Origin of the sequence: Vibrio natriegens NBRC 15636 = ATCC 14048 = DSM 759 (genome assembly GCF_035621455.1) — a bacterium.
GTDB lineage: Bacteria > Pseudomonadota > Gammaproteobacteria > Enterobacterales > Vibrionaceae > Vibrio > Vibrio natriegens.
This window is the reverse complement of the sequence record NZ_CP141823.1, coordinates 1,157,091-1,181,402: the sequence shown is the minus strand read 5'-3', so window position 1 is coordinate 1,181,402 and position 24,312 is coordinate 1,157,091. Positions and strand designations below refer to the sequence as shown.

22 protein-coding genes are annotated in these 24,312 nt (G+C 44.6%); 8 read left to right on the top strand and 14 right to left on the bottom strand.

Going from position 1 to position 24,312, the window contains the following annotated elements; genetic code table 11:
• Positions 1–30 precede the first annotated feature (30 nt).
• The 7 genes from VER99_RS19715 to VER99_RS19685 all read right to left on the bottom strand — a co-directional run bounded on the left by VER99_RS19715 (position 31) and on the right by VER99_RS19685 (position 6,913).
• Positions 31–876, bottom strand: a complete 846-nt coding sequence (locus tag VER99_RS19715) for a mechanosensitive ion channel family protein (RefSeq protein ID WP_020335451.1) — start codon at positions 874–876, stop codon at positions 31–33.
• Positions 877–1,050: 174 nt separating this feature from the next.
• Complete coding sequence (locus VER99_RS19710; RefSeq protein ID WP_020335452.1) at positions 1,051–2,391, bottom strand: HlyD family type I secretion periplasmic adaptor subunit; 1,341 nt, start codon at positions 2,389–2,391, stop codon at positions 1,051–1,053.
• On the bottom strand, positions 2,363–4,084 hold the full coding sequence (locus VER99_RS19705; protein WP_020335453.1) for a type I secretion system permease/ATPase: 1,722 nt from the start codon (positions 4,082–4,084) through the stop codon (positions 2,363–2,365). Before VER99_RS19705 ends, VER99_RS19710 begins: the two co-directional genes overlap by 29 nt.
• A 76-nt stretch (positions 4,085–4,160) precedes the next feature.
• Positions 4,161–4,733, bottom strand: a complete 573-nt coding sequence (locus VER99_RS19700; protein ID WP_020335454.1) for a calcium-binding protein — start codon at positions 4,731–4,733, stop codon at positions 4,161–4,163.
• Between the two features lie 237 nt (positions 4,734–4,970).
• Positions 4,971–5,627: a LuxR C-terminal-related transcriptional regulator gene (locus VER99_RS19695; RefSeq protein ID WP_029791437.1), complete on the bottom strand. Its 657-nt coding sequence runs from the start codon at positions 5,625–5,627 to the stop codon at positions 4,971–4,973.
• Positions 5,628–5,860: 233 nt separating this feature from the next.
• Positions 5,861–6,529, bottom strand: a complete 669-nt coding sequence (locus VER99_RS19690) for a LuxR C-terminal-related transcriptional regulator (RefSeq protein WP_020335456.1) — start codon at positions 6,527–6,529, stop codon at positions 5,861–5,863.
• A gap of 183 nt (positions 6,530–6,712) precedes the next feature.
• On the bottom strand, positions 6,713–6,913 hold the full coding sequence (locus VER99_RS19685; protein ID WP_014234902.1) for a restriction endonuclease subunit S domain-containing protein: 201 nt from the start codon (positions 6,911–6,913) through the stop codon (positions 6,713–6,715).
• Between the two features lie 246 nt (positions 6,914–7,159).
• On the opposite strand from VER99_RS19685, the gene VER99_RS19680 reads away from it, so the two are divergent.
• From VER99_RS19680 to VER99_RS19655, 6 genes are read left to right on the top strand one after another with little or no spacing between them, the layout of a single operon-like run.
• Positions 7,160–8,116: an AAA family ATPase gene (locus VER99_RS19680; protein ID WP_020335457.1), complete on the top strand. Its 957-nt coding sequence runs from the start codon at positions 7,160–7,162 to the stop codon at positions 8,114–8,116.
• Positions 8,117–8,131: 15 nt separating this feature from the next.
• Complete coding sequence (locus VER99_RS19675) at positions 8,132–9,058, top strand: DUF58 domain-containing protein (protein ID WP_020335458.1); 927 nt, start codon at positions 8,132–8,134, stop codon at positions 9,056–9,058.
• A gap of 28 nt (positions 9,059–9,086) precedes the next feature.
• The gene (locus tag VER99_RS19670) at positions 9,087–9,563 is read left to right on the top strand and encodes a DUF4381 domain-containing protein (protein ID WP_020335459.1); all 477 of its coding nucleotides are present in this window, start codon (positions 9,087–9,089) and stop codon (positions 9,561–9,563) included.
• Positions 9,556–10,560: a vWA domain-containing protein gene (locus VER99_RS19665; RefSeq protein WP_020335460.1), complete on the top strand. Its 1,005-nt coding sequence runs from the start codon at positions 9,556–9,558 to the stop codon at positions 10,558–10,560. Before VER99_RS19670 ends, VER99_RS19665 begins: the two co-directional genes overlap by 8 nt.
• The gene (locus tag VER99_RS19660; RefSeq protein WP_324707813.1) at positions 10,553–12,451 is read left to right on the top strand and encodes a vWA domain-containing protein; all 1,899 of its coding nucleotides are present in this window, start codon (positions 10,553–10,555) and stop codon (positions 12,449–12,451) included. Before VER99_RS19665 ends, VER99_RS19660 begins: the two co-directional genes overlap by 8 nt.
• A gap of 7 nt (positions 12,452–12,458) precedes the next feature.
• Positions 12,459–14,102, top strand: a complete 1,644-nt coding sequence (locus VER99_RS19655) for a BatD family protein (RefSeq protein WP_020333412.1) — start codon at positions 12,459–12,461, stop codon at positions 14,100–14,102.
• Positions 14,103–14,176: 74 nt separating this feature from the next.
• Here VER99_RS19655 and pstB read toward each other — a convergent pair whose 3' ends face one another.
• From pstB to VER99_RS19635, 4 genes are all read right to left on the bottom strand, one after another.
• Entirely contained in the window at positions 14,177–14,926 is a 750-nt protein-coding gene (gene pstB, locus VER99_RS19650; protein ID WP_014234909.1) for a phosphate ABC transporter ATP-binding protein PstB, read from the bottom strand.
• A 60-nt stretch (positions 14,927–14,986) separates the two neighbouring features.
• Complete coding sequence (pstA, locus tag VER99_RS19645; protein WP_014234910.1) at positions 14,987–15,850, bottom strand: phosphate ABC transporter permease PstA; 864 nt, start codon at positions 15,848–15,850, stop codon at positions 14,987–14,989.
• Positions 15,851–15,872: 22 nt separating this feature from the next.
• Positions 15,873–16,805, bottom strand: coding sequence for a phosphate ABC transporter permease subunit PstC (gene pstC / locus VER99_RS19640; protein WP_014234911.1), 933 nt, complete (start codon positions 16,803–16,805; stop codon positions 15,873–15,875).
• Between the two features lie 100 nt (positions 16,806–16,905).
• Positions 16,906–17,727 (bottom strand): phosphate ABC transporter substrate-binding protein, encoded by an 822-nt coding sequence (locus tag VER99_RS19635; protein ID WP_014234912.1) that lies wholly within the window; start codon positions 17,725–17,727, stop codon positions 16,906–16,908.
• Between the two features lie 348 nt (positions 17,728–18,075).
• On the opposite strand from VER99_RS19635, the gene VER99_RS19630 reads away from it, so the two are divergent.
• Positions 18,076–19,719, top strand: a complete 1,644-nt coding sequence (locus VER99_RS19630) for a methyl-accepting chemotaxis protein (protein ID WP_020333415.1) — start codon at positions 18,076–18,078, stop codon at positions 19,717–19,719.
• Between the two features lie 87 nt (positions 19,720–19,806).
• On the opposite strand, the gene VER99_RS19625 is transcribed toward VER99_RS19630, so the two are convergent.
• Complete coding sequence (locus tag VER99_RS19625; protein ID WP_014234914.1) at positions 19,807–21,150, bottom strand: DEAD/DEAH box helicase; 1,344 nt, start codon at positions 21,148–21,150, stop codon at positions 19,807–19,809.
• A 544-nt stretch (positions 21,151–21,694) separates the two neighbouring features.
• Between VER99_RS19625 and VER99_RS19620 the strand changes: the two genes are divergently transcribed.
• Entirely contained in the window at positions 21,695–21,940 is a 246-nt protein-coding gene (locus VER99_RS19620; protein ID WP_014234915.1) for an Lpp/OprI family alanine-zipper lipoprotein, read from the top strand.
• Between the two features lie 21 nt (positions 21,941–21,961).
• Here the strand turns inward: VER99_RS19620 and VER99_RS19615 are convergent, their stop codons facing one another.
• On the bottom strand, positions 21,962–22,888 hold the full coding sequence (locus tag VER99_RS19615; protein ID WP_024372651.1) for a L,D-transpeptidase family protein: 927 nt from the start codon (positions 22,886–22,888) through the stop codon (positions 21,962–21,964).
• 6 nt (positions 22,889–22,894) lie between these two features.
• On the bottom strand, positions 22,895–24,310 hold the full coding sequence (gene phrB, locus VER99_RS19610; RefSeq protein WP_020333417.1) for a deoxyribodipyrimidine photo-lyase: 1,416 nt from the start codon (positions 24,308–24,310) through the stop codon (positions 22,895–22,897).
• Between the last annotated feature and the right edge of the window lie 2 nt (positions 24,311–24,312).

Here is a 24,312-nt window from a genome sequence, read left to right as displayed (position 1 = left end):
CGTTTTTATTGGTAAACAGCGCTTAAAAAGCTATTGAGTTTCTACCGGGAAGCGTTGTTCATAAAGGTCCATAAAGTCCTGACGAATCAAATGTTCCAAGTGATTCGCTTTATCCGTTGGACAAAAAATCATGACGTGAACAATCTGCTCACCAGTCGCATTGCTAGAAATATGAATATGCGGCTCTGCACCCGGCAGGTCGACACCCGCGTGTTTTTCAATCATCGCGTTATAACGATGTGCAACGTCGCTGAAGTAACTGCAATGTTCGTCAATTTTCTCTGTTAATGGCGTTAAAAGTGGATATAAGTTAACAAAGTCCCTCACAACAACCGAGAAATTATGATAAACGTACCGCTTCATAAAATTCAGGTTCTTTACCGGATAAGTAAAAAACATACTGTTTGGCAAAGTCGCCGTTTTCCCGGTGTAATGATACTGACCATGATGAAGGTCGATCTCTTGGATCACGGTTGCCATCATATTGTGGTCAATCACTTCACCACATAATTTACCGACTTCTATCCAATCCCCCACGCGAAAGGAGCGTGAGCTGGCACGCTGAATAGACCCCGTAAAACAAAGAATGATCTCCTTTGAAGCCACGACTATCGCCACCGCAATCGCAGTCACACTTAATGCAAACTCACTGATTTCGGACTGCCAAAGAACGAACAGAACCAACAGCGTGATGGTAAAGGTGCCATTTTTCGTTCTCGACATCCAACTGCGCTGCTTCTCAGAAAGGAGCGTGTGATCACCACGAATCATAGAGAGAATGGTCCGACGCGTTAACCACGCGGCAATAAGAATTAATGTGGTAAACAGCATTTTATGGGCCAGTAGAAAACTGACGACCAACTGCACTTTTTCCATTCTCAACTTCCTGCTATTGAACTACTGATAAATATTTCTCGGAGCAGGCAACAATAGCAAAAAAATCTACAACTTGTCCGACTCAGCCTCTCTAAATGATACAAAAACAGCAAGGATTCGGAACAGACTGGCCGAATACTAACCAGTTTGAAGTCAAAACGTCTTTTGCGGTACTTAATCTTCTCGAAAAGCTCTATTCATACTATCGGTGATAGGTTTAACGAGATAACTCAGCGGTGTGCGCGGCTCAGAGAGAATAAGAACTTCTGCATTCATCCCCGAGGTTAAGTGGTATTTTGCGACGTCATCTTGAGAAACAGCAATTCTGGCCAGATAGAAATCTTCGCGATCTTGCTGTGTGAGCTTGTCGGCAGAGATGGTCAGAACCGTTCCGTCCAGAGGTGCTAAGTTTCTCGCATTTAATGCAGTCACTCTGATACGAGCTTGCTGGCCTGGGTTCACTAAATCGATATCCTGCGGATTCACTCTCGCTTCTACCAGTAATTGGTCATTTTGAGGTACCAGTTCTAGCAGCGTTTCTCCCGAACCGATAACCCCCCTTTCGGTAAATACCTGCATATTGACCACACGACCTGAGATTGGTGCATTGATAGACGTTCTGGTTACCACGTCCTGTGCAGAGCGGTACTCTTCTCGAATGCTGACAATTTCTTTCTGGGTGTCTCTTAACTCTTCAACGACTTCATTCAGCCGTTCCAATTTTAACTCTTCAACCTGAGATTGGTTTTCTTCTAGCCGTTTATTCACCGTAAGAGATTGTCGGTCCAATTGACTAAGCGTACTTCTCACTTCGGCCGCGAGACGCTTTAGCTGGAGCAAAGTTGACTTGCCGGAGAAGCCTTTCTGTACCAAGGCTTGATTACTCTCAATCTCTTCCTCAATAAAGTTTAATCTTTCTCTTTCAATCACTTTAGTTTGCTGAAGGTTTTTCAGTTCTAAATTTGCACCGGAAATACTTTGTTCAATGATCCCTAGCTGACTTTGAAAGTAACGCTGTCTGGCTTCAAATATTTTACTTTGCACCAGCTGTGCTTCTCGCACGATTTCAACGCGAGGTAGATTGTTGAGATCGTCCGACCATACAATTGAAGGCAGTTCATCCAACTCTGCGCTCAGACGATTCTCTTTAGCGAGTGTGTGAATAAACTGTCCGCTCAATGAATCTAATCTCGCCATTGCCTGATGTTTGGACAGTTGAATCAGTGGCTGACCCTTTTGAACCAAATCGCCTTCCTGAACAAACAGCTTTTCGATGATCCCGCCCTCTAAATGTTGGATGGCTTGTCGATTACTCAGCACCGAAAAATCCCCATAGGCGATGGCTGCACTTTCCAGTTTTGCTGTTGCTGCCCAAAAACCGACACCGCCTAAAAAAACGCAAGTGGCAATAACGGCCAGCAGAATAGGTTTTTTGAAACTCAGTTGGAGATCGGGAGAAAAGCGATAAACACTGTCAGTGGATGGTTTATTGACTGTTGGCAGTAGATTGCTCATTTGTCACCCTCGGTATATCCGTTTTGTCTTTACCCATTAAGCGTTTCAGTACTTCATCCCGAGCGCCGTATAACTTCACTCTCCCATCCGACAAATAAAGTAGCCGATCCATCTGCCTTAGCGTACTCGCATTATGAGCGATCACGATAATGCTCGTTCCTTGCTGTTTTAGATGTGCTATCAGGCGTTGAAATGCGGCCTCGCCTTCTCCATCTAGGTTCGCATTAGCTTCATCAAATACGACAATAGAAGGCTCACCATATATGGCCCGTGCAAGCGCTATTCTTTGACGTTCACCTCCAGATAAACCACGGCCACGCTCTCCGATAACAAAGTCATAGCCTTTGTTCTTTTTGAGGATCAACTCATGGCATCCGGCGAGCTGTGCTGCGCGAATCACTTTGGCTGGGTCTTCATCTTTAAAACGTGCGATATTCTCCCTGATGGTCCCGGGGAATAACTCAACTTCTTGCGCCAGGTATCCGAAATGAGCACCGCGATCTTCCGCCGCCCAAGTGGATACCTCCATACCATCTAACGTTACCTTGCCTGCAGAAGGTTTGATGTTTCCGAGCATCAACCGCGCTAACGTCGACTTACCCGTTCCGGAAGGACCAATCAAGCCAACCGAAACACCTGCGGGAATAGACAATGAAACCGCCGAAAGTACTGGTTCCGTTGCGCCAAAGTGCCGGTAAGTTAGCCCGATGAGTTCATAGTTGCCTTGTGGTTTAGGCAATGGCATATCAGACTCATCGAGCTTGATGACAGCATCGATATCCTTTAAACGTTGATAGGAGTTTCTGGCAGACATCGCGCCCCGCCACGTGCCAATCGCTTGTTCCATCGGCGCTAACGCTCGGCTCATCAGAATAGAGCTGGCGATCATTGCTCCGGCGGTAATTTCATGTTGAATCACCAACCATGCTCCACCACCAAGTAGCGAAACTTGTAATGTGCTACGCACGAATTTGGACAAGTTACTTATATAAATGGTTTTTCCTGCCACGTTCTCTTCTAACGAGTTGACCTGAGTCATACGTGATTGCCATTTTTCTAAAAACGCATTCATCATGCCCATCGCAAGGATCGAGTTAGAGTTTTGTGTTGCCAGTTCGGCATCATTGATTTGGGAGAGCGCTTTCACTTCACTTTCTTGAATTACTTTTCTGGCTAAAACTTCATTGAGAATACCCAGCCCCAAAAGCACAATCGATCCGACTAATGCGATGTGACCCAACAAAGGGTGTAACAGATAAACAAATAAGATAAAGAGTGGCGTCCAAGGGGCATCCAACAGAGGATAAGGCGCTTGACTGCTTAAAAAGCCTTTAATGTTTTGAATATCTCTGAGTACTTGAGAAGTAAAACTTGTGCCAGTATGAGACTGATATTGGATACTGCGCTTGAGCATAAACACAGACAGTTTGGTATCCATCCAGTAACCAAAAGATTTGCTTACTTGTGCTCGGGCAATATCAACAATAGACATCGTAAAAAGTGCAGCAACCACAATGACGGTGAGCAAAACGAGTGTATCTATTGAGTATGATGAGAGGACACGGTTATACACTTGCAGCATGTACAAGGGTATAGAAAGAATGAGTAAGTTGATGAAGAGGCTAAACCCAACCAACAAGCCTATAAGCGCGAATAGCTTTTGTCGCACCTCTTTGAAAACCGTTTTCTGCACGTTAACTTCCGTTTAATCAAAAACGCAGGCACTAGACGACATCGCCTAGCACCTGGCTTGACTACCTATTTAGTGTTTAGATAATAAATAAATCTGCACCATAAGTAGTGATGTCTGTTTCAGTAACACCAATAAGCTTAACGGTTAAATCAGCACCATCGGTAAAGACAGCATTACCTGCCGCATCGTAACTAAAGGTCAAATCAGCGAAATCGGTCACTGTAGAGCTATTAATACGAATCATATCTTCACCGATAGTAAAGTCGGCAATTTTTGCCTCGCCGTGACCATCAAACTTATCGGTAAATAGAAATAAGTCACTGCCTTCACCACCAACCATGAAGTTGTCACCAGAGCCAGCAACTAGTATGTCATTACCAATACTGCCATTTAACGTGTTATTGCCCTGCAGCCCGAGGAGGATATCATCCCCAAAGCCACCGCCGAGATAGTCATCACCGGTACCCGCTTTAAGAACATCATTACCAGCGCCGCCGATTAGGCGATCATTACCAGCACCACCGATTATGAAGTCGCTACCGCCACCGCCAACAATAAAGTCATCGCCACCGTATCCAATGAACACATCATAAGTGCCATCAAAATCGGAGAGCTCATCTGCCCCTGGTGTACCATTATAAATAGTCATTTTTCTCACTCCCTTTGCTTTGGCTAAACAATTGAGCACATCAATTAATTATCTCTATTGTTTTCGGCCTGATTAGATTATTTCCAGACACCGAAAGTCTAGTAGGCATGCATGTGTTTAAGAGTTTGAATAAGGAGTGATATTAAAATCTAATACTAATTTAATAAAATATCAGATGCAGTCACCTAATTAGTATGAGAAAAAACTAATATTGAATCAGATTACAATTCAATATTACTATAGATTCCTTTTAGCCCAGCTTGTCGCTTGAGTTCTATTCTTTACATCTAACTTTCTAAAAATATTATATAAATGAGATTTAATGGTATGTTCGCTGATAAATAATGAATCAGCGATTTCCATGTTTGAGCCACCGTCTTTTAACATTTTCAAAACTTGTATCTCGCGTCTAGTGAGTTCAACCTCTATTGCAGGTTCCACAAAAGGCATGATTTCTTTTTCTTTGTAGTAACTCACCATCTGCTCTAGCAGCCTACGAGGTAACCAGTTATCTCCATTCATAATGGCAATAAGGCCATCGCACACCTTCTCCATCGAATCTCTGGGTCCAAATATACCTTTTACCGCGGGCCAAGCCGCTAATTCTTCGATATTGAGCTCATGTCCTTGGTTGATCATTATTGTACCTAGCACTTTATTACTACTCTTTAAGTAATCTAAAGTTTCGGAGTTCATATCCACCGAAAAATCCACCAATAAAAAATACCGAGTTGGAATGCATTCATGATAACTTGGGTTTCTAGAGTCTAAGATCGTTATTTTTGTTTCGGTGTTTGTAGAAAGCATTTCCTTAAAGTTTTCACTTTGTAAGCTTTGCTGCGTGATCATTAGGACTTCTGGCTTTTCCATATGCTGTTCCATAATGTTTCTCATACTTTCATTGACTTAATGTTTATGAATTAGTAGTTACTCACTAGCGATATAATTCACCCCTAAGTATTAAGAATGATAGATTACGGCTATTTTTCTTTTTTTAAAATTATAAAATAAATAAAAATATAAACAAAAAAAGTGTTTCTCATAAAAGAAACACTTTTCTCATTATTTAAATCACGCCCAATAAATATAAGTCATCACTAAATTAGGACGTTGGTGTTTTTATCTATTTAAACAGACATCGAATACTCAGAAATATTTTCTTTGGCCCAGATAAGCGCCTGAACTCTATTTTTCACTTCAATCTTCTTAAAGATGTTGTGTAAATGAGTCTTCACTGTATTTTCGCTCACAAACAATTGTTCTGCGATTTCTTGATTCGACGCTCCCATTGCAAGAAAAGTGATTATTTGCATCTCTCTTCTCGTTAAAATGCTTGGGGTATGCTTGTATACTGGCTTGCTGTTCTGACGAAGGTGAGTAATGTACTGCTGGGAAAACTTGCGGCTAAACCACATGTCACCTTGCAAGATCTTATCTATACCGACTTGCAGAGTTTGGACGTCATCTGAAGTATAAAAAATGCCGACTAAACTATTCCAGATGAAGAGATCTTCTGTAGAGATGGCTCTGTCACAGTTAATCAGGATTTCCTGGACACTCTTAAGTTGTGACTCTTTGAAGTCTCGATATAGCGATAACGTTTCTTCTGTCAGAATACTAAAGTCTAAAATAATGGCTGAAATGGGCAGACCTTTAAGAGATCGGCTGGTAAGGTTTTCTGGAATTATCAAAATAACGCTTATACCGAGTTCCGTTTCCAACACATCCTTCAACAGCGATGATTGTAGACTTCTCTCAGTAATTAAAATGATATCCCCTTTAGTGTGATACTCCATTCCCTAAACATTCCTCTAGCCGTATAGATTGAACTACACAATAGATTTGGTTAGAGCGTCAACAATGTCAAGTATGAAAATGACTAATACGAGCCACCTAACATATTGATATAGAATGGTTTTAGTTGCAAATTGACGGGTAAGAATGAAAAAGGGAGTAAACACTCCCTTTTCCTAGAGAATTTAGTGAATTGGCACGGCATTCTTTTGGTTAAACTTGCCGAAATACTGCTCTAGAATTTCAGGAGTCAGTTTGCCTTCCGCTTCTAGCTTTTTAAGCTCAGCTGCAATCGCCTTCTGCTCTTCCAGCGAAGGTAGCTTCACTTCTTCTTCCTGAGAGACCTCTTGAGACATTTGCTCTAGCTCTTGTTCGAAATCATTCATAGTACTTACCTAAATATATTCATTGAACTATTAACTGTCTTTATTCTATCTAAGTCTACGGCTTCACGCTACCAAGCATCTCATTACCGCCATTCCTCTGCACGGCTAACCCAGCTTAAAGCTTGTAATACTTGTCAATGACCCAATATTGAAAAGATAAGTTTCAAGGTCTTACTGGGAACTTTTTCTACAAAGTAAATGACCAATACTGATAATCAACTCAAATGGATATCGAGAGTCCACAACATGCATAAATCTAACTTCGAAACGCTTCAACGATACCTCGAGTCTCAAATCATTGGCCAACAGGACTTGGTTAAACAGCTGTTGATTGCCCTGCTCGCTGACGGGCACATTTTGGTTGAAGGGCCTCCAGGGCTAGCAAAAACCCGAGCAGTCAAATCATTGTCCGACTGCGTAGAAGGTGATTTCCACCGTATTCAGTTCACCCCAGATTTGTTGCCTGCCGATTTAACCGGCACTGATATCTTCCGACCAGAGACTGGAGAATTTACGTTTCAGTCTGGTCCTATCTTCAACTCACTCATTCTGGCCGACGAGATTAACCGTGCGCCCGCAAAAGTTCAGGCCGCCATGCTTGAAGCCATGGCCGAGAAACAAGTAACCGCCGGGCGCCACACCTATGCTTTGCCTGAACTATTCTTAGTCATGGCAACGCAGAACCCGATCGAACAAGAAGGGACTTACCCACTTCCGGAAGCCCAGTTAGACCGATTCTTATTGCATCTGGAAGTGAATTATCCGGATGCCGAACACGAACTGGCAATATTGCGTATCAACCGTGGGGAAGCAAAAGGCGAAGCCGCATTCGAACGTCCAAGTATCAGCCAACAAGATATCTTCACCGCGCGTAAAGAGGTGCTCGATATTCATATGGCAGAAACCATCGAGCAATACATCGTGCGTCTGGTGATGGCGACACGTCAAGCCAGCGAGTATGACAGCGAACTGGATAAGTGGTTAGCGATGGGTGTCAGCCCCCGAGCGACGATTGCGTTAGACCGATGTGCTCGTGCTCATGCTTGGTTAAAAGGACGAGACTTTGTTTCTCCCGAAGACGTACAAACGATGGCATACCCAGTGCTGCGTCACCGTTTGCTACTGAGCTACCACGCACAAGCCGAAGGCATAACTGCCAATCAAGTCATTGATAAGCTACTTAACCTTGTAGGCAGCGCATAAAGTTGGGTGAGTAATATGTCAGCAAAAGAGCCATTGCCACCTCATGCTAATGGGGTGACATTAACCTTAGAAGAACTGCTGCATCATCGGACCCAATCGATCCGATGGTTACCACCAGCGCAAAGTATTTGGTCACAGATGAGCGGTAGCCATACCAGTCGGCAGAAAGGTCGTGGTATGGACTTTATGGAAGTACGCCAATATCAGGCCGGAGACGACATTCGCAGTATTGATTGGCGCGTCACCGCACGCACGGGCAAAGCGCACACTAAATTGTTCGCCGAAGACAAAGAGCAAGCGGTGATTTTATACATCGACTTGAGCTCAAGTCTTTACTTTGGCTCAAAGTATGTACTGAAGTCCGTTCAACTGGCCCATTTTGCCAGTGTATTAATCTGGCTAACGCTGGCGAAGAAAGACCGTATTGGGGCTGTCATTGATGACGGGCATCAATGCCTGGAGTTTCGTCCGTCTTCTCTACAAAAACAGGGTTTGCGGATCCTTCATGCCATTCTAAACATACATAATGAACAGCTGTCGCTCTTAGAAGAAAATGGAAGCCGTTCGATGCCTTATTCACAAGTATTCGAAACACTCCACACGCTCACACCTAAAGGCAGTGAGCTAATTTTGCTGAGTGATTTCTCACAATCGGGTGAAAAAGAACTGACTCAATTGCGTCGGCTGAAACAACACAACTCTGTTCGAGCCATTCAGTTTTTTGACCCATTAGAAAAGGGAGAGACGGACTTCCGAGGACAAGTAAAAGCCTCTGATGGTCGTCGTAGTCAGTGGTTCAACTTTGGCTCCAAAGGAGAGAGAAGTGAGCTTGAATCGTACTTTACCGCTCATCAGGAATCCATCAAACAACTATGCCATTCGATGGCGATTCCATTTAACAGCCTCTCTAGTGGCTCTCCATTAATCCAGCAACTAAGCTAGCAGCCTTCTTCTAATAGCAGTAATAACAATGACAACAAATAACCAAAGCTTAAACCTAGAACCTTTAATTTTACCTAATGCGCCGGATTGGTTTCCACTTGCTTGGGGATGGTGGGCACTGATTGCAGGTATTGTCCTAACTATTTTGGGTGTGTATCTCTATATCAAATGGCGCACTAAGCGTCTGCTCGCTAAACGAACAGCACTGAAGCTTCTGACAAACTCAGTCACGCCTCATACCCCTTCTTCTGCTTTAGAGATCTTACGTCAGGCAGCGTTGAGTTACTTTCCTCGCGAAGATATTGCACCGCTCACTGGCGCTGCTTGGTATGAATTTCTTGATAACCATACCGAAGAGAGTCGATTCTTAGATAAACAACAACAGTGGCAGGCCACCTTATATCAGAAATCCCCTCAGGGAGAGCACCAGGATTTAATTGAAGACTGTGTTTTCTGGGTCAGCTACGCTTTGCCACCGAAGAAAAAGGCCAACACCCGTGACTGAGCAAACCTTAGCAACCGGCCTTAGCCAATGGTTGAATATTGAATTTGTCTGGTGGTGGGCACTGATTTTACTGCCCCTACCTTTGCTTGTTTACAAGCTGTTACCACGAGAAAGCCAGCAAGCAGAGATTAAACTGGCTTATTTACCAGACAATACACACAGCAACAAGCCGAAACAAAAGCTGCAAAAGACCTTGTCCATTGCTATATGGACGTTACTAATCATCGCCTGTGCACGACCAGTTTGGTTTGGCGATCCAATAGAGTTTCAACCGAAATACCGAGACTTAATGTTGGTCGTTGACCTTTCAGGTTCAATGCAAAAAGAAGACATGAATTTGGACGGTGAGTTTACCGACCGGCTTACCGCTGTAAAAAAAGTCTTATCTGATTTCGTCGCGAAGCGTAAAGGCGATCGCTTAGGTGTTGTATTGTTTGGCGATCATGCCTATTTACAAACACCCCTTACCGCAGATCGACAAGCAGTCATACAACAAATCAACCAAACCGTTATTGGCTTAGTTGGGCAAAGCACCGCAATGGGTGACGGCATTGGTTTAGGGACCAAAACATTTGTCGATAGTAACGCACCTCAGCGAGTGATGGTTTTGCTCAGTGACGGCGGAAATACCGCAGGCGTATTGGACCCTATTGAGGCAGCGGAAATCGCCAAGAAATACAACGCGACGATTTATACCGTGGGCGTGGGTGCGGGTGAAATGATGGTCAAAGAGTTTTTTATGACGCGAAAAGTCGATACCGCAGCCGATCTCGATGAAAAGACCCTGACCCAAATTGCTGAAGTCACGGGTGGTCAATACTTCCGCGCAAGAGATGCCGAGCAGCTTGAAAACATCTACGAAACCATTAATCAATTAGAACCTGTCTCCAACGACACACAAACGTGGCGTCCTCAATCCGAATGGTTCCGCTACCCACTGAGCGCAGCATTGGGAGTATCTGTGTTGTTATTCTTCCTAAGGAGAAAACATGTCTGAGTTTATTTTCCTCCACCCACTTTGGCTGACTGGACTGATCGCGATCCCCATCGCGCTCACGCTAAATAAAAAATTGACGGACAAAAGAACAACGCTTATTGCTCCTCATTTAGCGAAAGTGTTGGGAAACACTGTGCAATCAAAGCACACCTTTACCGTTTGGGGAGTCACCTGGGCCTTAGCTTGTATTGCACTGGCAGGCCCAAGTTGGCAATCGAATGAACGCCCAAGCTTTAAATTGAGTCAAAACCGCATTTTGGTTCTCGATATGTCGCGATCCATGTATGCAACGGATATCAAACCAGACCGATTAGCGCAAACTCGCTATAAAGCTCTAGACTTGCTGCCTAACTGGAAAGAAGGTGCAACAGGGCTTGTCGCCTACGCTGGTGATGCGTACAGCTTGAGCCCGCTCACAACCGACTCAAACACGTTAGCTGGCATTATCGAGAACTTATCCCCTGACTTGATGCCTTTTCAAGGGGCTAACCTGCCATCTGCAATTCAGTTGGCGTTAAATCAGTTTTCTCAAGCAGGAACCAATCAAGGTGACATTATTGTATTAGCCGACGATCTTGACGATGCTGAACTAACCAACTCACTTAACCTGCTAAAAGGTAAAAAATTCCGTGTATCTGTCCTTGCAATAGGCACAGCAAATGGTGCACCAATTGCGCTGCCAAATGGCTCCCTGCTCAAGAATAGCCAAGGGACAACGGTAGTCGCGAAAACAAATTTAAAAAACCTGCAGACGCTCGCCAATAAAACTGGCGGACTATTTATTCCGATTCAATATAACAACCGGGATGTCGAAACTATTGCAGATTTTACCAATCAAATGGGCAATAGCTTTGCCGCGAAACAAAACGAAGAAGTGCAAACTGGATCGAGAATGAATAATGGTTTTTGGTTATTACCGTTGCTGTTACTTCCTGCTGCTTTGCTTTTCCGTCGCGGTGTCATTTGGCTATTTATCGCCGGACTTACGCCATTGACCTGGACTGCTAAGGTTGAAGCAAACCCATTCTTAAATGAAAACCAGCAAGGTGCCGAGCTCTATCAAAAAGGCGAATTTGAGAAGGCCAAAAGCGTGTTTACCGATCCAAATTGGAAAGGTGCAGCGAGTTACCAAAGCGGAGATTATGAAATGGCAATCAAAGCGTTTTCTGACAATCCATCATTTGAAGGGCGTTATAACCTCGCGAATGCTCTGGCGCAAAATGGTCAGCTCGAAGAAGCTGCGGACCTATACAAAGAATTGATCAAAGAAAAACCCGATTTCGACTCAGCGAAGAAAAACCTCTCGGTAGTAGAGGAGAAATTGAAGCAACAGCAGCAACAGCAGCAACAGCAGCAACAGCAGCAACAGCAGCAACAGCAGCAACAGCAGCAACAGCAGCAACAGCAGCAACAGCAGCAACAGCAGCAACAGCAGCAACAGCAGCAACAGCAGCAACAGCAGCAACAGCAGCAACAGCAGCAACAGCAGCAACAGCAGCAACAGCAGCAACAGCAGCAACAGCAGCAACAGCAGCAACAGCAGCAACAGCAGCAACAGCAGCAACAGCAGCAACAGCAGCAACAGTCTCAAAATGATCAGGTTCAGGAGCAAGGACAACAGTCACAAAATCGTCAAGACATTGAAAATAAAAAGGAAAACCAACAAAAAGAGTCAAAAAGCAACCATCAAAAAGACGACAATACGTCTGAGCAAGACGGTCAACCGATGAAGGTTCAGGCTCAACCAGACCAATCACAGCAGGATGATCCTGAATTCCGCCGCCTGGAGGCAGTAGAAAGCGCGCGCGATCCAAGCTTTCTGATTCGTGCACAAATGCAGCTGCAAGCGCAGCAAAAACAACGTCCGCAACAATCGCAAAAGGAGTGGTAAGCCTGTGATGAAAAAAGGCGTAATGCTGGTTTTTATTTTTTTGACCAGCGTGTTATCGAGTATTTCGGCAATGGCTCAAAGTCTCGAAGCGAGTGTCAACAAAACTCAAGCCGTGAAAAACGAAGTCATCAACCTGAGAATCATGGCTGACACGGAGTTGAGTTCCGACGCGATCGATTTCAGTGTATTAGATAAAGACTTTTTCTTAGGGCAACCTCGCTACGGCCGCTCCAGCAATAATATTAATGGTCGTAAATATTTACGTACCGAGTGGAGCATCTCTATCGCTCCGATGAAAGAAGGAGTGTTAACCATTCCTAGCTTTGCCGTGGACGGAATGAGTACTGAGCCAATTAAATTGCGAGTAACCGCGAGTCAAACGGAACCTGATCTCGACGATCTGTTCAGCTTCTCAATGAGCGTCGACAACCATACTTTATACCCGCAGCAATCGGCAAACTTACGTATGCGGCTCATTATCAAAGCGGATACTCGTCGCTTGGACAACCCTAAGATCATTCCACCTAGCATTGACGGGATGAAACTCGAACCCGTTGGAGAAATGCAACAAGGTCAGCAAGTCATGGATGGGCTTGAAGTGACGGTTGTAGAGCAATCTTTTCGTTTGACCGCGGATACTGCCGGCACTTACACGTTAAATGGTCCACAGCTGACAGGTTCGTACATTTACGGTGATAGCCTGACGGGTTCGACCAAGGTCATGCCAATCAAAACCAACATTGAACAAATGCCGATTACGGTCAAAGCCATTCCTGCGGAGTTTCAGGGGAAATGGTTGCCAGCCTCAGCGTTAGAGATGACGCAAAGTTGGCAAGACGACCAGGGTAACAAGTTATCGCCAAATGAACTGAATAAAGTAAAGCAAGGCTCTTCCATCACTCGCACTATTCAAATCAAGGCGCGTGGAACCCAAGCAGAGTTCTTACCTCGAATTGATATGGATTACCCAACGTCACTGCGTGTGTATCCAGAACAACCGCAGTTTGCAACGACGCGAGATGGCACTCTGGTCATGACGGTGAAACAAGTGATCATACCAACGGAAGTAGGCACTTATTCCCTGCCCGGTTATACACTAAACTGGTGGAACAGCATTCAGGACGAAGCCAAAAAGGCGACGATAGAGGCCATTGAACTGGATGTAGAGCAAAGTGATATGGGCTTGATTACCCTGCCAGAAACAACTCTGCCACAAACGCCAGCAACGACAGTGACTCCTCCTGCTCAAGGTGGCGTCAGTGAACTATGGCGAGTGCTCACTTTTGTCTTCGCAGGACTGTGGGTAATAACATCTATCATCACGGTTGTGGTTTGGAAAAAGCGTCCTCACGAAAGTAAAAATCAAGAGATAAATTCGCAAGCTCCTCTGAACGTTGACGGGCTCAAGGCTGTTATCAAGCAAGGCGATGCCGCCAAAATCGAAAGAGCCATTAACGAATATTTAGATGCAAACCGTGAATCGTTGAATTCAGAAGTCGTGGAAGCGGTGAAGCACGATCTAGAAGTGATGAATCAAGCCCGCTTCAGTGCCGAGCAGCAACCTTGGAATTCAGATTCTTTACTCGACAATATTAATAAGCTGTCAAAGGCGAAAAAAACTCAATCTAGCCCTGAGCTTGAAAAGCTATAAAAAAAGCCCCTCATATAGAGGGGCAAAGTTACCATCGCTTATAGTTATGTATTTATGCCAATAAATATTGTTGATTAACCGAAGTCACCGTTTACGTAACCTTGAGTTCGGTCATCTTGTGGGCTACTGAAGATCACTTGCGTATCGTTGTGCTCAACCAGTTCTCCCATCAGGAAGAACGCAGTGCGGTCAGAAATACGACGCGCCTGTTGCATTGAGTGAGTCACGATAACGATGGTGTAGTTCTTCTTCAGCTCTTCCATCAATTCTTCGATTTTGTGCGTTGCAATTGGGTCAAGCGCCGACGTTGGCTCGTCCATAAGGATCACATCAGGTTCCATAGCGATTGTGCGTGCAATACACAGACGCTGCTGCTGACCACCAGAAAGACCAAAAGCGTGTGACTTAAGACGATCTTTCACTTCATCCCAAAGTGCTGCGCCACGTAGTGAACGCTCAACCACTTCATCAATGTACTTTTTGTCTTTAACACCTTGAGCACGTAAGCCATAAGCCACATTCTCGTAAATGCTCATTGGGAATGGGTTTGGCTTCTGGAATACCATACCGACTTTAATACGAAGATCCGCGACATCAATATTGCCGTAGATGTCTTCACCATCCATCGCCAGCTTACCAGTAATGGTTACGCCTTCAATCAGGTCGTTCATACGGTTCAAACAACGCAGAAGTGTTGACTTACCACAACCTGACGGGCCGATTAGTGCCGTTACCTGACGAACTGGAATAGGCAGGTTGATTGATTTCAGTGCTTGGTTTTCACCGTAAAAAAGGTCTAGGTTTTCAATATCAAACTTGTTCATGTTCTTAATCTCTTAAATCTTAAATTCGTGTCTTTTAACGTGCGTTCTTAATTTGTTTTGTTAGTAAGTTGCAGTGTTAAAACGTCTTGCAATCAGTTTAGTCACCATGTTGATCAAAAGAACAACCACAATAAGCACCGTTGCCGTACCGTAAGCCTGATTCCATTCCTCAACGGTAAACAGTTCGGTAGTGAGTTTGTAAAGGTGAACGGTTAGCGTACGACCTGAATCGAGTAAAGAATCAGGAATACGAGCCACCATACCTGCTGTCAGGAATACTGGAGCAGACTCACCAATGACACGACCAATACTAAGAATGACCGAGGTTAAGATACCTGGCATTGCGCTCGGAAGAATCAAACGCCAGATAGTGTAAATTTTAGAAGCGCCAAGGCCGTACGAGCCTTCACGATACGTTTGTGGCACTGCCATTAGTGCTTCTTCCGTGGTACGGATGATAACTGGCAGAATCAGAATACTTAGTGTCAGTGCACCCGATAGAATCGAGAAACCAAGACCAAGAATTGCCACGAAGAAAGTCATACCGAACAGACCGAAGATGATCGACGGGATACCTGCCAGGGATTCAGTACAGAATCGAATCACTTTCACTAAACGGCTACCGACTTTTGCGTATTCAGTCAGATAGATTGCCGTCATGATACCGAGTGGCGCAGCCACAGCGATAGATGCGATAACCATATAGATAGTTGACACGATCATCGGGAAGATACCGTGTTCATCACCTGTACGAGTGTAGTTATCAGTAATGAATTTCCAATCTACGTGTTGCAGACCGTTTGATAGGATGTACCAGATAATCCAGAACAAAAAACCTACCGTTAATCCTGCCGAGATCCAAACGAAAGCGTTAAAGACGTTATCTTTGAACTGGCGAGCTTGTTTTAGTTTTGCGCGATCCATAATTGTCACCTTTAACGAGCGATTACTTCGCTTTTTCTCGGTTTAGGTAAAGAAGTACAGCGTTCAACGACATGATGAAGACCAGCAGTACTACACCAGTAGCGTAAAGTGCGTTCGCGTGGACACCACTTGCGTAAGACATCTCAATAGCAATGTTCGCGGTTAGCGTACGTGCAGAGTCCAGAATGCCTTCTGGCATTGCCGGTGCGTTACCCATAACCATGATGATTGCCATCGTCTCACCCAAAGCACGACCGATACCAAGAATCACACCGGTCATAATCCCTGAACGAGCCGCAGGAACGAGCAATTTGAAAATCGTGTAGATTTTAGATGCGCCTAGAGCCAGTGAGCCCTCTTTGTAAGCACGAGGTACAGCACGGATAGACGTTTCAGATACGGTAATTACCGTTGGTAGAATCATAACACCAAGAACGATGATACCCGCAAGAATCGTGTTACCTGCTGGTACGTTAAAGATGTTTTGGATCAAAGGTACGATGATAACCAAACCAAAGAAACCATATACCACCGAAGGGATACCCGCCAACAGCTCTACAGCCGGACGAATGACGTCAGCTAAACGCTTAGGCGCGATTTCAGCGATAAAGATTGCAGTCAAAACACCAACCGGAACACCAACCATTACTGCGCCAGCTGTCGAAACAACGGAAGCAACAATCATGGTTGCAACACCGTAAAGTGCAGGTGGTAGCCAGTTTTGACCTAAAACAATGCCCGAGACCCCAACTTCTTGAAATGCAGGAATACTCTCTCGAACAATAAAGTAAGCAATTACTGCCAATGATACGATGCCGATAACGGCACTGGTGAGGAACAAGCCGTGGAAGATACGCTCTTTCCAGTCTACACGACGTTTCTCGCGCAGGCCTGGCTTGCTGATAGCTTTAGCGTCAGTATTCATAAGCTTTTCACTATTTGTTGCGATGGTCATTTAAAAATCTCACGGTTCTGGTTGTTAGCCAATGAACGCTATGGATGAAAAGGCTCAGCCCTAAACAGTGGGCTGAGCAAACTTAAGTGTCACGATAAGATTAGTGAACTGAGATGTAACCGTTTTGGTCAACTAGCTTTTGAGCATCTTCAGTTAGCATCCAATCTAGGAATTTTTGCGTTTCAGCAGATGGTTTGCCTTCTTTGTAAAGAACAAGGAATGGGCGAGCTACTTTGTAAGAACCGTTTTTAACGTTAGCAACTGTTGCATCTACACTGTCGATTGCTAGTGCGTGAACTGTGTTGTCTACAGTACCTAGTGAGATGTAGCCGATTGCGTATGGGTTAGAAGCAACCATAGTTTTTAGTGCGCCGTTACCGTTAGCAACTTGAGCACGTTGAGAGATAGCAGAAACTTTCTTACCAGAAACTTTCATTTTTAGAGACATGATGTCTTCGAATGCACCACGAGTACCAGAAGCTGTATCACGAGTGATTGCAACGATTGGCTTGTCTTCGCCACCAACTTCTTTCCAGTTTGATACTTCGCCTTTGTAGATTGCAGTTACTTGCTCAGCAGTTAGACCTGCTAGCTTGTTTTGTGGGTTAACAACAACCGCGATACCGTCACGAGCAACAACTTCTTCGATAAGAGTTGGTTCTTTTTCTGAGTCTTTTAGGTTACGAGAAGACATACCTAGGTCAGCCGAACCATTTTTTGCTGCTTTAACACCAGCAGAAGAACCAGGGCCCTGAACTTCGATAAATACTTCAGGGTTCGTCTTCATGTATGTTTCAGAGAAAACTTCCATCAGTGGAGTTACGCTGCTAGAACCCACTGCAGAGATAGTTTCTTTAGCAGAAACAGGAGTCACTGCCATTGCGCCTAGAAGTGCGATTGCACCGATTACTGTCTTTTTCATCACAATTTCCTTAAAGTGGCTTTATTGCCGTTGTGTTTCACTTGAACGGTGCTCACTTTAGAACTCAAATGTGACAGTTGTGTTTCACTTAATTGAAGCCTCTATGACAGATTATCCATTTCGTAGGGGAAATGAACGATTAATCTGGCGCTTACATGCACCTCTGATTCATCTTTACCAATTACCTACATTTTAATTACCAATTGAATAATTATTTCTAACTTAAACTTTTCTTATAGCATTAAGGCATAGATAAAAACCACTAACCTATTGATTTCAAAAAGATAGCAATTAGAATCCAAATCTAATAATAAAAAACATAATAATTCATTCAGATTGAGGGTAATTATGCGTCAATTTCTAAGCACGCTATCTATTAAGTTACAGGTATTTTTACCTGTTTTATTTACTGTTGTTTTACTTGTTATAGGACTCACTGTCGGGATAAATAAGCTAGATCAAGCATTTAATAAGGTTTCGACGTCCACACACTCTCTTGTCGTTCATAAAGATGACCTGAGTGCCATTGTCGATAACACCTATGCAATGCGCATTAAAGCCATTTACAGCCTGTTTCGTGCAGAAGATGTGCAATCCCTTAATCAAGAGTTGTCGCAGCGACAGGCTGAAAGCCGTGAATTCTTAGATTCCATTAATGATCTGCCGGGAGTGCAGTCAGAAGTGAACGCCATGCGCGAAGCCATGAACCATTATGTGGATTTCACACGCCTCACTATGACGCCATTACTTACCCAAAAGCACGCGAGCCAATACACCACGACAGACTTCAATCGAACGTTCGAAACAGCTATGGAGCAATATCGAGTAGCGGGTGAAGAGATGATCAACGCCATCGACAACCTTTCAGAAAAGCTCAATCAGACCGTAATCAGCGACGTCCAAGCCAACGGAAAGGTCCATTCTGACACCTTAACTCAAAGTGCTATTACCATCGCATTGATACTGTTAGTTGCATCAATTATTAGCTGGATCTTGGCCAACTATATTGTGACCCCAATTCGTAACTTGCAAAACACCATGCGCGAAGTAGCAAAAGGCAACCTGCTCGTAAACGCTGAGGAAATTGGCAACAACGAAGTATCCCAGCTTGCTCAAGATGTGAATCAGACTATCGAACAGCTGCGTAACACGGTCAGATCACTAGTGCGTATCAGCGAAGATGTCGCTTCCGCATCTACCGAGTTAGCCACAGTCATGACACAAAGCAGTGTCAATTCCGATCATGAAAAGCAGGAAGTCGAACAAGTGGCCTCAGCGATTAACCAATTGGAATCGGCTGCGACTGAAGTATCCAACAATGCCCAGTCGGCTGACACCGCGTCAACAGAAGCTCGACAGCTTGCCACAGAAAGCTTAAACATGTTCGAAGAGAGCACGCGTGCAAGCGCAAAAATGGCTGAACAACTCAATGCTGCAGCAGTAGTTGTCACTTCGTTAAAAGAACAGTCAGAGCAAATTGGACGCGTTATAGAGGTAATAGAAGGCATTTCTGAGCAAACGAATTTACTGGCACTAAATGCCGCAATAGAAGCCGCTCGTGCAGGGGCAAGTGGACGTGGCTTTGCAGTTGTCGCGGATGAAGTGCGCATGCTCGCGGCCAGAACTCAAGAATCCACCAAAGAAATCCAGGTCATCATTGAGGAGCTTCAACAACAATCCGGGACAGCAAACGAAAGCATGCACTCTAGCCTGGCTATGTTAAAAGACAACCAAGCTATCGCTGAAGAAGTCAGCCTTTCATTAAATAACATCAGTCAGTCTATCTCTGAACTGAACACCATTAACACGCACGTAGCGACAGCCTCAGAAGAACAGAAACAGGTCACAACAGACATCAACAATAACCTGTCAAACATCTATCAGCTGGTCAGCGAGAACGTCACAGGCATTACTCAGTCAGCGGCAGCGGCGCAAGAGCTGTCTGGCTTAGCAGAAAAACAGCAGCAGGAACTGAAGCAATTCCAGATTTAGTAGCTGGTTTTTCTGACTCAGAAATATCAAAAAGCTCCGCGATTGCGGAGCTTTTTCTTGCTTAAAACAGCATTAAGAATCTAGAAATTAATCTTCTGCTTTCGGTTCTGCTGGCTTCTTTTTAGGGATGAAAACATCATCACCAACAGACACAGTTTTGTAGAAGGTCTTGTCGCGCTTAACTGGCTTCTTCGCAACTTTCTTAGCTTGAGGACGTGCTTTTTTCGTCGCGCCTTTCTTATTACGCATATCCGGCTTGCGTGGCTTCAGACCTTTGAACTTGCCTTTTAAGTCTTCGAAAACGGAGAACGACAAATCTTGCTGCAGGTATGCTTCAACACGTTTAAAGCTATCCCAGTCTTTTGGACCAACAAGAGAAATCGCATCACCTTTATTACCTGCACGCCCAGTACGGCCAACACGGTGAACGTATTCTTCCGTGTGCTTCGGCATATCAAAGTTAATAACGTGCGTCACTGTCGCAATATCCAAACCACGAGAGGCTACATCAGTGGTGACAAGAATCTTAAACACCGCGCGCTCAAACTGGCTCATAATGGTATTACGTTGAGTCTGATTTAAGTTGCCGCTCAGAGCTACTGCCTTGAGTTTTTTCTCGTTCAGCTTCGCTGTAAGGCGCTCAGTATCATCTCGTGTTGCGGTAAAGATGATGACCTGACGGTATTCGGCTTCTGCAAGGACACGTTCAAGAATCGCTTCTTTGTGATCTAGGTGATCACACAAGTAGAATTTCTGAGTGATATCTTTGTGCTCTTCGTTAGAAACACCGATAGAAATACGTTTTGGTGCATTCAGCATCTCAGAGGCAATGCTGTTTACTTCCGCGTGATCGAGCGTAGCCGAGAACATCAAAGTCTGACGACGGCGGTGTTTAGCGGCATTATGAATACGGCGAAGCTCTGGTGCGAAGCCCAGATCCAACATACGGTCCGCTTCATCCAGAATCAGGGTTTCTAAACCTTCAAGGTATAAAGAACGGTGCTCTAAGTGGTCAGCTAAACGCCCTGGTGTTGCCACGATGAATTTAGGGTAACGACGCAGCGCTTTCACCTGATCGTTAAAGTTTTCGCCACCAAGAATTAAGGCTGCTTCGTAGGACAAGCCGGCAAGCATCGAGCGAAGCTCACCATATACTTGTTTAGCCAATTCACGCGTTGGCGCCAGAATGACAGCTCGAGGGTCTTTAGCAGAAAATGATTTTGTCTTAAGTGACTTGTGAAGCATCGGCAATACAAACGCCAAAGTCTTGCCCGAACCCGTTTTCGAAGATGCCAATAGATCCTTGCCTGCAATCGCAACAGGAATTGCTTGCTGTTGGATCTCAGTCGCTTTTTTGAAATCGTAGTGTTTTAGGTTCTTCAACAATCGGTTGTCTAGGCCTAGATCTTTAAATTGCAAAGTATTCTCCAATAAATCAGTCAATATGAGCGCTCTGTAATGTCATTCCGCTCTAACGTAGCAATAAATAAAAGCCCGCTATAATACCGCAAATCATAGGAGTATAGATAGAGATCACACAAACTAATTATTGAAGAAAAAATAGAGTTACTTTTGAGACTCATACAAGTTCGGGCGGCACAGCTTCAATCTATGCCCTAAACTTATGTTCATCAATATACGGCTGTCATGGCGAATACGCGGATTATTAAGGCTTATCCATGCATATTGCGTTTATTTGCGGAGAGAAGCTTTCATTTGCGTCAATATCGTCTAAATTATTGATATCAGGAACGTGGCAAAAATACCTGCCATGAAGACTGTTGTTGGAGTCAATGAAGGGTTGAATACTGCCTTTTGTTAGGCTCAGGTAAAAGTTAACGTCAGGTACTCCATGAAATTCTTGGATTTTTTTGACTTTTGCTACATCATGTACTGATACAATGTATCCACATTTAACCTCGCCTCTAACAAAAACTATGGAGCGAGACTTTCACTATAAGCAAGGAGTTCTTATATGAACAAAACGTTGATCGCAGCTGCAGCAACTTCAGTACTTCTACTAGCAGGTTGTGCTTCTTCTGATGACGCAACTACAGCTAAACTAGACGAACTAAGCAATCAAGTTAGCATGCTAAGCCAAGACGTACAAACTCTTCAATCTGACGTTCAAATGTCTAAAGACGCAGCAATGTCTGCTCAAGAAGAAGCTGCACGTGCTAATGAGCGTATCGACAACATCGCTCAATCTTACACTAAGTAAGTTATAGTGTTATGCCGCGCCTCACGGCGCGGTTATTTCTACTGGTACTCCATTCTGCGCGGCAATCACTGCTTTTGCCTTCACATCCTTCATACCAAATTCACTTAACCACCAGCCTAACTCTTTCGGTAATTCCAATTCATCTTTCTTACCGTTGCTGCGAGTTAATGGTTCGTGAGCTTCAATAAAGACACTTCTGTCTGGTTCTAACGCCACTTTAACCGGTTGGTTAATAACCGTGACTTTTTCGCCTCGACGTACTTGTTCAAATAGCCATTCAATGTCGCTTGGCTCCATACGGATACAACCTGCGCTGACACGCATACCAATACCAAAATCTTTGTTGGTACCATGAATAAGGTACTCGCCGTTCCCGTAAGCTAAACGCAATGCGAACATACCCAACGGGTTATCAGGGCCAGAAGGGACTACCGCGGGTAAGTTAATGCCTTTTGCTTTGTATTCAGCACGAATAGAAGCTGGTGGTGTCCACGTCGGATTAGGACGCTTCTGACTGACACTGGTTGACATCACCGGAGTGTCACGCCCTATACGTCCAATCCCAACGGGGAATACGTGCACGACGTTCTCGTTAGCCGGGAAATAGTACAGGCGTAACTCGGCCAGATTGATAACGATGCCCTGGTGAGCAACGTCCGGAAGAATGAGTTGGGTAGGAACCGTCAGAACATGCCCTTCTTGAGGAAGAAAAGGGTCTACGCCTTTATTCGCGGCCATTAAACCCAGCATACCGACGTCATATAACTTAGCAATATTGGCCATGGTTTCCCCGTTTTGCACAACGTGGTTTTCAATACGACCAATAAGACGACTGCTGTCTGAAGGTAACTCGTACATCTTAGCGAATGACAATCCACTCACTAATGACAATGAGACTGATAACAGGGTTCGTTTCGCGATACTCATCGACCGCTTCTTGCTAAGCATTTCACTCTATTCCTTGGCACTTTTAAAGAGCCGTAAGGTTATCTCTCTTTCTGCTTTATGATCAACCATCGGAGTGTGATAATCCAGTAAAGAAAAGCCTTCCCAAGTCCATGGTTTATGGAGGAACTTGTTCGGTACGCTCTTTATTTCTGGCACCCAATGACGCACAAAGCATCCATCAGCATCGAACTTTTCTCCCTGACTAACAGGATTAAAAATTCGGAAATAAGGCTGACCATCACAACCGGTCGACGCAGACCATTGCCACCCTCCATTATTGGCTGCAAAATCACCATCGACAAGCTGACTCATAAAGTACTTTTCACCCCAGCGCCAATCAATGTGAAGATCTTTGGTCAGGAAACTCGCGACTATCATGCGTAAGCGATTGTGCATCCAGCCAGTTTGGTTCAACTGACGCATTGCGGCGTCTACAATTGGGTAACCTGTAGTGCCGGTCTTCCAGCGCTCAAACGCCTTCTCGTCGTAAGACCACTGAATCTTGTCTTCCCATTCAATAAACCCTTTGCCTTTGACAAGCTTTGGTTCAAACACCAACAAGTGTTGGTAGAACTCACGCCAAATAATTTCACTTAACCATGTTGCTTTGCCTTCCGTTAAATCCGATTGCTCATTCTCAGCAAACAATCTGGCAATACATTGTCTCGGAGATAAAGCGCCAATGGCCAAATAAGGAGAGAGTTGACTGGTACCATCAATGGCCGGGAAGTCACGCTGCTCGCGGTATTCATCACTTCGCTCACGAGCAAACGTTCTTAACTGATTCAGTATGTCACTCGTTGAAGCCAACCAATGCTCGCTAGGTTCACGTGGGTAATTGAACGTAAAATTATCATCAAAACACTCACCCTCTATCTCTTTCAATACTTGCGGTGAAAGCGGTGACTGGGGATAGGGTTTTGCAACTCTTGGTAATTGAAACTTCTGCAACCAGGCTCGTTTGAAGGGACTAAACACCTTAAAGTAGTCGCCCTGCTTGTTCAAAACCGTCGTTGGTGCATGAACGCACTTATCATGGAACAACTCAAAGCGCACACCTGATTGGTTTAATGCATCAGAGACTTCTCGATCAAGCTCCTGCTCGTTCACTTCATAATGGATATTTGCCATGACGCTCGTGGCATTTAGGGCTTTCACCCAACGGCCGATGACGGCGCTGCAACCGGAGAAATTGTCGACTTCTGCATACAAAAACGGAATGTTAAGCTCTGCTAGCTCTTGATTCAGGTGCTCTAAGCGACGAGCAATCAAATCCGCCTGCATCGGAGCCATATCGTGCGATTGCCACTGCTGAGGCGTCGCGATAAAACAGGCGACAACAGGCTGCCCAGAGTCCAGGGCCGCTTGCAAAGCCGTGTGGTCTAACGTTCTTAAATCACGTCGAAACCATACCAGAATCATGA

What these genes read in the sequence shown, in the direction of transcription:
- VER99_RS19715 (WP_020335451.1), bottom strand. Translation starts at nt 876, where the DNA reads ATGGAAAAAGTGCAGTTGGTCGTCAGTTTTCTACTGGCCCATAAAATG.
- VER99_RS19710 (WP_020335452.1), bottom strand. Translation starts at nt 2,391, where the DNA reads ATGAGCAATCTACTGCCAACAGTCAATAAACCATCCACTGACAGTGTT.
- VER99_RS19700 (WP_020335454.1), bottom strand. Translation starts at nt 4,733, where the DNA reads ATGACTATTTATAATGGTACACCAGGGGCAGATGAGCTCTCCGATTTT.
- VER99_RS19695 (WP_029791437.1), bottom strand. Translation starts at nt 5,627, where the DNA reads ATGAGAAACATTATGGAACAGCATATGGAAAAGCCAGAAGTCCTAATG.
- VER99_RS19690 (WP_020335456.1), bottom strand. Translation starts at nt 6,529, where the DNA reads ATGGAGTATCACACTAAAGGGGATATCATTTTAATTACTGAGAGAAGT.
- VER99_RS19685 (WP_014234902.1), bottom strand. Translation starts at nt 6,913, where the DNA reads ATGAATGATTTCGAACAAGAGCTAGAGCAAATGTCTCAAGAGGTCTCT.
- VER99_RS19680 (WP_020335457.1), top strand. Translation starts at nt 7,160, where the DNA reads ATGCATAAATCTAACTTCGAAACGCTTCAACGATACCTCGAGTCTCAA.
- VER99_RS19675 (WP_020335458.1), top strand. Translation starts at nt 8,132, where the DNA reads ATGTCAGCAAAAGAGCCATTGCCACCTCATGCTAATGGGGTGACATTA.
- VER99_RS19670 (WP_020335459.1), top strand. Translation starts at nt 9,087, where the DNA reads ATGACAACAAATAACCAAAGCTTAAACCTAGAACCTTTAATTTTACCT.
- VER99_RS19660 (WP_324707813.1), top strand. Translation starts at nt 10,553, where the DNA reads ATGTCTGAGTTTATTTTCCTCCACCCACTTTGGCTGACTGGACTGATC.
- VER99_RS19655 (WP_020333412.1), top strand. Translation starts at nt 12,459, where the DNA reads ATGAAAAAAGGCGTAATGCTGGTTTTTATTTTTTTGACCAGCGTGTTA.
- pstB (WP_014234909.1), bottom strand. Translation starts at nt 14,926, where the DNA reads ATGAACAAGTTTGATATTGAAAACCTAGACCTTTTTTACGGTGAAAAC.
- pstA (WP_014234910.1), bottom strand. Translation starts at nt 15,850, where the DNA reads ATGGATCGCGCAAAACTAAAACAAGCTCGCCAGTTCAAAGATAACGTC.
- pstC (WP_014234911.1), bottom strand. Translation starts at nt 16,805, where the DNA reads ATGACCATCGCAACAAATAGTGAAAAGCTTATGAATACTGACGCTAAA.
- VER99_RS19635 (WP_014234912.1), bottom strand. Translation starts at nt 17,727, where the DNA reads ATGAAAAAGACAGTAATCGGTGCAATCGCACTTCTAGGCGCAATGGCA.
- VER99_RS19630 (WP_020333415.1), top strand. Translation starts at nt 18,076, where the DNA reads ATGCGTCAATTTCTAAGCACGCTATCTATTAAGTTACAGGTATTTTTA.
- VER99_RS19620 (WP_014234915.1), top strand. Translation starts at nt 21,695, where the DNA reads ATGAACAAAACGTTGATCGCAGCTGCAGCAACTTCAGTACTTCTACTA.
- VER99_RS19615 (WP_024372651.1), bottom strand. Translation starts at nt 22,888, where the DNA reads ATGCTTAGCAAGAAGCGGTCGATGAGTATCGCGAAACGAACCCTGTTA.
- phrB (WP_020333417.1), bottom strand. Translation starts at nt 24,310, where the DNA reads ATGATTCTGGTATGGTTTCGACGTGATTTAAGAACGTTAGACCACACG.